The 9,702-nt window shown below is 70.8% G+C and carries 6 protein-coding genes; all 6 read right to left on the bottom strand.

Features of this window, described 5'->3' with window-relative positions; genetic code table 11:
* Positions 1-20: 20 nt before the first annotated feature.
* The 6 genes from OV287_RS13610 to OV287_RS13585 all read right to left on the bottom strand — a co-directional run bounded on the left by OV287_RS13610 (position 21) and on the right by OV287_RS13585 (position 9,627).
* Positions 21-479, bottom strand: coding sequence for an Imm26 family immunity protein (locus tag OV287_RS13610; RefSeq protein ID WP_267534454.1), 459 nt, complete (start codon positions 477-479; stop codon positions 21-23).
* Between the two features lie 3 nt (positions 480-482).
* On the bottom strand, positions 483-1,301 hold the full coding sequence (locus OV287_RS13605; protein WP_267534453.1) for a hypothetical protein: 819 nt from the start codon (positions 1,299-1,301) through the stop codon (positions 483-485).
* Positions 1,302-1,400: 99 nt separating this feature from the next.
* Positions 1,401-2,246 carry an outer membrane lipoprotein-sorting protein gene (locus OV287_RS13600; RefSeq protein ID WP_267534452.1) on the bottom strand — a complete coding sequence of 282 codons (846 nt, stop codon included), beginning with the start codon at positions 2,244-2,246 and terminating at the stop codon, positions 1,401-1,403.
* A complete protein-coding gene (locus OV287_RS13595) occupies positions 2,246-3,544 on the bottom strand; it encodes an ABC transporter permease (RefSeq protein ID WP_267534451.1) in 1,299 nt (432 codons plus the stop codon). Before OV287_RS13595 ends, OV287_RS13600 begins: the two co-directional genes overlap by 1 nt.
* Positions 3,544-5,586: an FtsX-like permease family protein gene (locus tag OV287_RS13590; RefSeq protein WP_267534450.1), complete on the bottom strand. Its 2,043-nt coding sequence runs from the start codon at positions 5,584-5,586 to the stop codon at positions 3,544-3,546. The genes OV287_RS13595 and OV287_RS13590 overlap by 1 nt, the downstream gene beginning before the upstream one ends.
* A 96-nt stretch (positions 5,587-5,682) precedes the next feature.
* Positions 5,683-9,627, bottom strand: a complete 3,945-nt coding sequence (locus OV287_RS13585) for an SDR family NAD(P)-dependent oxidoreductase (RefSeq protein ID WP_267534449.1) — start codon at positions 9,625-9,627, stop codon at positions 5,683-5,685.
* Between the last annotated feature and the right edge of the window lie 75 nt (positions 9,628-9,702).

Genomic DNA, 9,702 nt, shown 5'->3' with positions numbered 1-9,702 from the left:
AGGGCTCGGACCACCGAGCCCTATCGCAGTCGTACCTTCAGGCGCTCCTCATCGGCATTGGGTCGCCCCAGCAAGGCATCGAGCAGGCGTTCCTCGATGGACTCCTTTTCCCAGACCGCCGCCCGCTCGAGACCCACACATTCCTGGGGCTCGGCGGCTCTCTCGTTGCCGGCGGTGTCGAAGATCGTGCAGCGACGGAAGTCGCCCACGTCCTGCATGAACCGGACGAGAGGCTGAGTCAGGTGCTCCTCGAGTGCTCTCCACCCGATGAACTCCCACGAATCCAAGGCCAGATTGCGGACAGCCGTCTTGAAGAGGATGGGTTTTGACGCGATCCCAGCCAGCTCAGAATCCGGACTTGTGGTTTTGTGTTTGTAGAAGGCGACATAAGGGGATTCAAGCAGCCTTCCGTAACCAAAGGAGCCCTCTGCGAGAGCAATTCTGACAAATGTCCCTGTCTTGTGTTTCTGCTTTCGCATCTCTCAATCTCCGGTGTAGGGGTGGATTTGCCCCCACTTTTTCGAGGCGGCGTCATGGAACAGCCTGCCCAGCGGGTTGTCTTTCGCCACGCCGCGATTGACGTTCTCCGTTCGATATGGCTCTCGAGTATCGGACTGCGCGCCTCCAAAGAAATCAATCAACTGCTGCTCTCTTCCACGAACCCGCCAATAAGCGATATCGCTATATCTATTCGCGTAGTTGAGGGCGGTTCCGACATCGAACTCGTCAAGCACGGCCTGCCGGAACCCAGGGCTCTGCGGCTCACCGCTTTCGTCGGTGTGGTGGTTCGAATCTCGCGTGGCAACTGCTTGTTCAGCCTGCGGACGGAGGGGTTTACGCAGATCGACAACCATGCTTGTGCGCCCCGAGTAGTGGCGGCTGCTTTTGGGGTTGAATTTCGTGTAGGTCGCATAGAGGCGCCCCAGGCTCTCTTTGTCCCTGTCACTGCCGGCTTCTGGAGCTGGCAACGGAGCGGGAGGCGTGCGCACAGGTTTCTCCCTGGCCACCGTGGCTTTGGGCGCATAGCAGCCTTGGACCCATCCATGAATGTCGCCGAAGTGCGTGCCATGGAGCACGGCGCGTGGAATGCCGTTCCCCAAGCCCTCGCCGGAAATGCCCCGGAGCGGCATCGGCGGGGGCGGGGCAACCGGCGCCGCAGGCAGAGTACCCCCCAGCATGACCGGCGTAGAAGCAGCGATTGCGCGGAGCTTTTCCTGGCCGGTGCCGGGACGAACGCCTCTTGTCATGGCGCCACACCCGGCGAGGAACATGAGTAGCAATAGCGCCACCGGGCGTGACATGCGGAAACTCCTGGCGACGACCCTCACCCCCCGCCCTCTCCCAAAGGGAGAGGGAGCATGCGCAACACGACTCCTTCCACGAAGCTCGTGGACACGCCCCTACCGCAGGCGCCCCTCGAGCCACGTCTTGGTGAAGATGTTGGCATCCAAGGGCGCGAGCTGCACGTCCTCGTAACGCACGATGATCTGCGTGCCCTCCTCTTCCTCCAGCTCGAGCACCTCGCGGTAGTGGAGGACGGACTCGCCCGAGATCGGATCCTTCAGCCGCTGGTAGCCGCGGACGACGTCGGTGCGCAGCGTCCGGCCCGATGGCGCATACCCGACGCGCTTGACGATGTTGTTGTCCGCGTCCAGCCACAGCCGCAGCAGGGGGAAGCTGACCTCCGCGCCTTGCTTCGCCGTCAGCAGGAGCTTGCGGAAGGGGGTGCCGCGGATCGTCTCCGAGCCATCCTCCTTGGCGTCATAGTCCTCGGACAGCCGCGGCCGGTCGAAGTCGCCCTCGCACGCGATGGTGCCCACGATGTTGGCGCGCCGCGTGGTGCGCACCCACTGCCCGGTGGAGGCGCTGTACTCCCACAGGTTGCCGCCGATCCGCAGGTACCCGCCGCCCGCCATGTTGCGCGGCTGGGTGATGAGCATGAGGAAGTTCTGCGTCGAGTCGCGGCGGTAGACGTTCATCTCGATGGCCCGCTCGACACCGTCCTTGCGGATCTCCCGGATGCGCACCACGCCCTTGTAGTCGCTGGCCAGGGACATCCGCTTGTCGATGAGGCGAAGCAGCTCGTTGGCCGAAGCCGCGGGGGCGGATGCGGGCGCGGTGGGAGCCGGTGCCGCAGCCGCAGCCGGAGGCGTGGACGGGGACTTGTCCTCCGCGGCCCCCGCCATGGCGGGCAGCAGCACGGAGAGCGTGAGGGCACGGGCGGACACCAGGGCACGCGGTTTCATCACAGGGACTCCATGGCCGAACGGGGTGGGAGCGAGGCGGCACGCGCCGCGGGGAGGATGGAGGCCAGGCCCGCGGCCACGGTGACGAGCACCACGGCGGACACCACCTGGGACAGGTGCGGCTCCAGTGGCAGGGTGCCGCTGAAGAGGAAGCCGGCGAGCGCCTCCGGCAGGGTGACGGACCCCTGCAGGAAGGTGCACCCGACCGCGGCCAGCGCGCCTCCGAGGCTGGAGGCCACCAGTCCCAGCAGCAGGCCCTCCAGCACGAACATGCCCACCACGGCCGGGCGCTGCATGCCCATGGCGCGCAGCGTGCCAATCTCCCGCGTGCGCTCGCGGACGGCCACGTTGAGGGAGACGAAGAGCCCCACCACCACGAGCCCGAAGACGAGCATCCCCACCAAGAACGTCAGGGCGGACAGCCCATCGTTGATGAAGGAGAGGAAGGAGGACTCGTCCTCCCAGGTGGAGACGTCCAGGCGCTGGCCGGCCCAGCCCTCGCGCAGCAGGGGCGTCAGCTTGTCCCCGTAGGCCTCGTGCGAGGCCGGGAGCACCTCGAAGCCCGCCTGGCGCAGCGCCTCACGCAGGCGGCCCGCCAGGGCATCCACGTCCGTCGTCTCGCCGCAGGTGAGCTGGAACACGCCCGCGGCCCGTGGTTGATACCCGCCCAGCTCCCGCAGCGTGGCATTGGAGACGAGGATGCCGGCGGACTCGCCCAGCAGCCCGGCCCGCTCGGTGAGGGCCACCACCTCCACGTCCAGCGCGTTGCGCTTGCCTCCCGCCGTCTGCATGAAGAGCGTGGTGATGTCCCCCTGCTTGACGCGGAGCCGCTCGGCGAGCTGCGTGGAGAGCGCTACCGTGCGCGGCTTCTCCAGCGACTGGAGCGTGCCCTCCTTCAGCTTGAAGTGGTGCAGGGAGTCCTGCTCGCGCGTCACGTCCAGGCCCATCATGTAAGAGCCCGCCCGGTAGCGTCCCGCGCCCGCGGTGGCCTGGCCGCGCCCTCGCTCGCGCAGACGGCACTCCGCGGGCAGCAGGGGCTCCGCCACGGCACGCACCCGGGGGGCGTCGCCGATGACCGGGGCGATGGAGTCGGGGTGCACCTTGAAGTAGCCGCCGATGTTGAGGTCCCCGCTGAGGAACGTCGTCACCACCTCGCGCTGGGTGGCGGCCACGCCCGTCTTCAGGGCCATCACCCCCACGAGCAGCGCACTGGCGCCGGAGATGACACAGAACAGCAGCAGCCCCCGCTCGCGATGCAGCAGGAGGTTGCGAAGGGCGATCCGGAGCACGGCCAACATCAGTCCTCCCTCTGCCGCATGGCCACGATGGGAGTGACCGAGCTACCACGCCACGCCGGCACCAGCGAGGCCCCCATCACCACGGCCGAGCACCCCAGCCCCACGGCGAGCGCGTGCCAGGCCTCGAGCCTCAGGTACAGCACCGGGCCACCGAGGAAGAACTGGAGGGACTCGTCGCGCACGGGGAGCCCCTGGCCCGCGGCGCCCAGCAGCACGGCGGCCCCCAGGGCGATGCCGAGCACGCTCCCCAGGGCCCCCAGCAACAACCCCTCCCACAGCAGGCCGAGGAACACCTGGCTGCGCTGCATGCCTACTGCCCGCAGGGTGCCCACCTCGCCCACCCGCTCGCGCGCCAGCAGCAGCAGCGTCCCGGCCGACACCAGCAGCACGAAGAGCCCCACCAGCAGCGCGAGCGCGAACAGCAGCAGCCGGCTCATCCCCACCAGGCCGCTGACGAAGCCGCCCACCTCCTCCCAGTCCGCCAGTTCCAGCGGGAGCTTCTGCTCTCCGGCGAGCAGGCGGATTCGCTCGACGACGTCCTCGGAGGACACCCCAGGCTTCAACACGAGGGCCGCATGCAGCACCCCGTCCTTCTGCTCCGCGTCGGTGAAGCGCATGGAGGGCCCCGCCGCCTCCCGCTCGAAGACGGGCTCCGCGCCACCAGGCGCCACGGACTCCACGTCCACCACCGTCGGCAGGCCGAAATCGGTGGCCGACATCTCCTGCGCGGAGCCGGACAGGCCGAGCTCATTCAGCAGCCTCTGGGCCTCCTCCGCCTGGGAGCGCGTCATCCGGTCCGACAGCAGGCGCGCGGTGACGAGGTCCACCAGGCTGGTGCTGTTGGCCCGGCTCAGGTCCCCGCCGAGCCCTCGGAAGCGGAACGTCCCCCACACCCGCACCGCGACGCCGGAGCCCACCTCCAGGGCGCCTCGCAGCAACAGGGTGTCCCCGGGCCGCACGCGGTACAGCGGCAGGTGCGGCGCCAGCTCGGCGTAGAAGGCCGCGTAGCGCGTGTCGAAGTTCCCATCATCGAGCGTGAGGAACTCCTTCAGCAGGGCCTCCAACTCTCCCTCGTGCCCCAGCTGGCGCACCAGCACGGCCCGCAGCGCGGAGGCCCGCTCCACGTCCAGCCGCGACAGCAGGTCTCCCAGCTCCGTCAGGTTGCGCTCCACCAGCGTCCGGGCCCGCTCATCGCCCGCGAAGGTGCTCCCCCGCTCGCGCTCGCGCTTCAGCTCGTCCAACCGGGCGGCGATGGGCAGCTTGAAATACTGCTCGTAAGCCCCGTGCCCCAGCAGCAGCCCGCGGGTGCCCGGAGGAGGCAGCTCGCCGGAGACGAGCTCGAAGCGCGAGAAGGCCCGCGCGAACAGCGGCACATCCGTCCCCAGGTAGTCGACGCCGATGGAGGCGCCCTCCCCCGCCTGCCGGGCCACGCGGTTCTCGAGGAACTCGAGCGCTGGCAGGGGCTCCTCGGTGAAGCGCGCCCAGAAGCGCTCCGAGGTCACCTCCTCCAGCGCGAGCAGGTCCTCCCGCGCGGAGACATCGTTCGCGAACGCCTCCTCCCGCCGGTGTGCATCCCGGGCGACTCGCTCCAGGGTGTGCCTCAGGTCCTCCGCGAGCCGCCCCAGCCGGGCCCGACGCTCCTCGGAGGCGGGCTCCCGGGCCACCGCGCGCACCGCGGCGAAGCGCTCATCCAGGTAGTTGCCGCGGAACACCGAGGCCCCGCCCGCCTCCAGCGGCACCACCTCGGCCACGCCCTCCACCGAGCGCAGTCGGGGCTCGAGCGCGGCATAGTCGGGCAGCGGGACGAGCTCCGGCGAGCCCCCGGGCCCCGGCAACAGCTGCGGCACCCCGCCCGAGGCGGAGTGATAGACCTGCAGGTGGCCGGCACCGCTCTCGATGAGGCTCTTGCGCGTCCCCTCGGCGATGCTGCCCACGAGGGCGAGCCCCATCGTCAGCAGAGCCGCCATTCCGGCCGCGAGCAGTCCGACAATCCAGCTCCGGGGGCGCGCCAGGATGTTTCGCAGCGCGAACGACAACACCATCGAGGATGACTCCTGAAGCGGAAGGCGCGCCCGCCGCCCCCAGGAGGATGGGAGTCCTCTGGAGGCGTAGCGGAGCCGGGGGGGCCTGCGAGTCTATCAGGAGGAGTGCAGCGCGTGCAGCAGCAGGGCCACCTGCTCATCCGAGAGATGCGACACGTCCAACTGCTGCGGATCCACGGACTGGCGGAGGTAGGCCGCCAGCTCGGAGACAGAGGGATGGGAGAAGACCGCCACCTCACGCAACCGCAGCCCGGTGCGCTCGTTGACGCGCGCCATCACCCGGGTGGCCTGCAGCGAGCTGCCACCAAGGGAGAAGAAGTCCGAGCCCGCGCCCACCGACTCCACGCCGAGCACCTCGCGGAAGGCGTCCGCCACCACCTGCTCGAAAGGCCCCAGGGGCGAGTCCGCCGCCCCGCCGAAGGCCTCCGCGGCGAGCGCCTGGCGATCCACCGTGCCATCCGAGGACCTGGGGAAGGAGGAGACCGGATGGAGCACTGCGTTGCCGCGCAAGCCATCCGCCGGGGGCTGTCCGTCGGCCCGGGGCGCGACGAAGAGGTGGGCCCGCTCCAGGGGCACCCCGGCGCCCAGACCGGCCAGGCGCCAGGGCAGCGCCGAGCCCTCCACCCCCACCAGCACCTGGGAGTTGTCTGACTCCACCGCGAGTAACAGCGCGGCCAGCGCCTGGGAAGGCTCGAGCATGCGGTAGCCCGGAGGCGAGGCCTTCAAATCCCTGGCCAGGCCCGTGCCCCGGATGGAGCTGAGCGACACCGCCACCGCGGAACGGCCCCCGGCCGCGAGCGCCTGCGCGAAACGGTCGATGAAGCCAGTGGCAGCGCAGTAGCTCGCATGCAGGCCGGCCCCGAGCGTCCCCATCAACGAGGAGGCGAAGACGAGTGGGGCATGCGGCCGCTCGCGGAAGGCGTCGGCGAGGGCCACGGCGCCCAGCACATGCGCCGCGGCGTCCCGAACGAGCGTCTCCGCCGTCTGAGACTCCAGGGGACGGGCCTCGAGGGTGCCGGCGAAGTGGAAGGCGCCGTCGAGGGTACGGCCATGACGGGACTCGGCCTCACGCAGCACCCGCTGGAGGGCCACCGAGTCCGTGAGGTCCACCGGCACGTACTCCGCCGTGCCGAGCTCGCGCTCGAGCGCCTCGGCGATGGCATCCCGCTGCCGGCGGCCCACCAGCAGCAGACGGGCGCCGAGGCTCCGCCGCAGGTAACGGGCCCAGGCCTGCCCCACCCCACCGAGCGCGCCCGTCACCACATAGAACCCCTCGCGCCGCAAGCGCCGGGGCGACTGGAGGGGCGAAGGCACCCAGGGCACATGGGCCCGCTCCCAGCGCTGGCCGTCATGCCAGGACACCTCTCGCGCGACCCGTGGCCCCGAGAGTTCCCCGGCCACGCACCGGGCGGCGGCATCCTCACCGGGCGGCACCCAGAGGACGTGTGCCTCCAGGCCAGACACCTCAGCCATGGCCGACCAGAGCAACCCCGGCACCATGAGGTGGACGGAGGCAGCGGAGAGGGCCCCTTCCGGAGAGAGGACCACGGCCCACAGGCGCACGGGCGCGGCGGCGGCGGGACGGGCCAGGGCCTGGACCAGACGCAGCAGCGGCGCGATGGCCTCCTCCAGGGTGCTCCGCTCCAGACGCCGCGCGTCCGCGGCCGGACCCACCGCGTACACCACATCCCCGGGATGCTGGCCCTGGGCCGCGAGGGACTCGAGGGCCCGCGTCAGGGCCTCACTGGAACCCGGCTCCACCTGGAGCACCTGCCGCCCGGCGGCGTTCGCGCGCAAGGCCCCGGTGAAGCCCGCGCTGGCGAGCACCAGGAGGGGACCGGACGCGGCCGGCGTCTCGGAGGGGCGCCGAACACGCGGCACCCAGCGGGGGACGGCCAGGCACCGGGGCAGGGTCGCGGGCCCGCCGAGGTAGCGCTCCGCCTCGAGCCGCTCCGCGGCCAGCTCTCCCGCCTCGAAGCGGCGCCGGACCTCCGTCCGCCCGCGCTTGCCCAGCTCCGTCTTGGGGAGTTGATGACGGGCGAGCGGCACCAGGTGGTTGACCTGCAACCCGAGCGTGCGCCCCACATGCTCCCGGATGGAGCGAAGCAGCACTCCGAGCGGGGGCGCGTCCGGCGTGGACACGAAGCCGACGAGCAGCTCGTCCGTCTGCGCCCCTCCCACCCGCGTGGGGCACGCCACGGAGAAGGAAGGCAGCACGCCCGGCACCTGCTCCACCACTGCCTCGATGTCCTGGGGGTAGACGTTGTTGCCGTTGATGATGAGGACTTCCTTCTGGCGCCCGGTAAGGGCCATCTGGCCGTCGTGGACGATGGCCAGGTCCCCCGTGCGCAACCACCCGTCCGGGGTGAAGGAGCGGGCGTTGACCTCCGCGTCCTCCAGGTACCCCGTCAGCACGACGGCGCCGCGAACCTGGAGGTGACCTACCCGGCCCTGTGGCACCACCGAGTCCTGGTCATCGACGATGCGGAGCATCGAGCCCGCGGGCGGTGGGCCGAGCAGGACGCAGCCCTCTCCCTCGGGGGTGCGCACCCCGCGCGTCATGGTGTGGTACGAGGACGTCTCGGCCATGCCCCACGCGGGACAGACGGCGTCCTGGCGCAGCCCCTCCCCCGCGAGCAGCGAGGTGAAGCGCCGCACGGTGTCGGCGATGATGGGCTCGCCCCCGCAGCCCAGCACGCGGACGCGCGAGAGGTTCCAGGCGCGGCGTTCCCCGCGGGAGAGCCGATCCACGACGAGGCCATAGGCGAAGTTGGGCGCCCAGCTCATGGTGCCGCCGAACTCGGAGAGCAGGTCCATCCACCGCAGCACGTCGCCGAGCACGTAGTCGCGCGCGACGAGGACATGGGACGTGGCCATGCGCAGGCTGGTGAGGTGGGGGTAGGCCAGCCCGGCGACGTGGTCGAGCGGCATCCAGCTCACGCCCAGGTCCTCCTCGGTGTACCAGCCGCCGGCGCGCATCGCATCGCACATGGCGAGCAGGTTGTCGTGCGTGAGGAGCACGCCCTTGGGGCGCCCGGTGCTGCCCGAGGTGAAGGACAGCACCGCGGGAGAAGCCGGAGTGTGTGCCACCGGCTGGCCGGCGGTGCTCCGGTCCAGCGCCGAGAAGGCGACGGCGCGCAGGCCCAGGGACTCCAGCGCTTGAACGGCCTGGGCCCCGGTGAGCACGAGCGGCCCGCCCAGACGCTCCGACACGGAGAGGATCCGCGCCACGCCGGCATGAGAGCGCTCGAAGGAGGAGGGCCAGGCCATGGGCACGGGCACCACGCCCCCGAGAGTGCAGCCCCAGAAGGCGCGCACGAAGTCCCCGGGCCGATCCAACACGAACATCACCCGCTCGCCCGGCTTCACGCCCAGCACCCTCAACCCGCCCACGAGCCGGAGCGCCTCCTGCCAGAGGTCGGCGAAGCGCAGCGTCTCGCGCCTGCCCTCCACGTCGATGAAGGTGACGGTGCGGTCGGGATGGCGCTCCGACACGTGCCGCAACAGCGCGCCGAGGTCATCCGGGGCACCCGGCGGGGGACGCCGCGGCTCTCCCACGAGGAGGGACGGTTGTCCCGTCTCCACCCCCGCCGCGCGGGAGCCGGCGCGCGCAGCCGGGAGCGGACTCTCTCCGCCCGTTCCGGGGCGCAGGGACTCGGGAAACAGCTCGTCGAAGGGCTCGAAGCGCTCGCTCGCAGGCGCCGGGCCGGCCAGCGCCACCGCCTCGTGACCGGCCTCGTGGAGCCGCGCCTCCAGTTCCTGGAGCCGCGACGAGGTAGCAGGGCTCAGCCGCGAGAGGGCCTCTCCATCGGGCTCACCCGACTCGAGCACGGGGAGAGAGTCGATGAGCGCGACGCATGGAGACGCCTCGCCCAGCCTCTCCCGGAGGAAGGCCTCCAGCGCATCCGCCCGAGTGACTCGCCGCGGCACCACCCAGGCCACCGCCTCCTTCCCCACCCCCATCACGCAGACATCCTGGACCCGGGAATCCGTCAGGAGGAGCTGCTCGATTTCACTGGCCGGCATCATTCGTGGAGCCATGTGCCGGGCATGGTAGCGCACGCCCCGCGAGGTCAGGCAACCGCCCCCCAGGGGCGGGATTGCATGGAGAGGGGC

Source organism: Archangium lansingense (genome assembly GCF_026626635.1).
GTDB lineage: Bacteria > Myxococcota > Myxococcia > Myxococcales > Myxococcaceae > Archangium > Archangium lansingense.
This window is presented reverse-complemented; position numbering and strand designations above follow the sequence as displayed.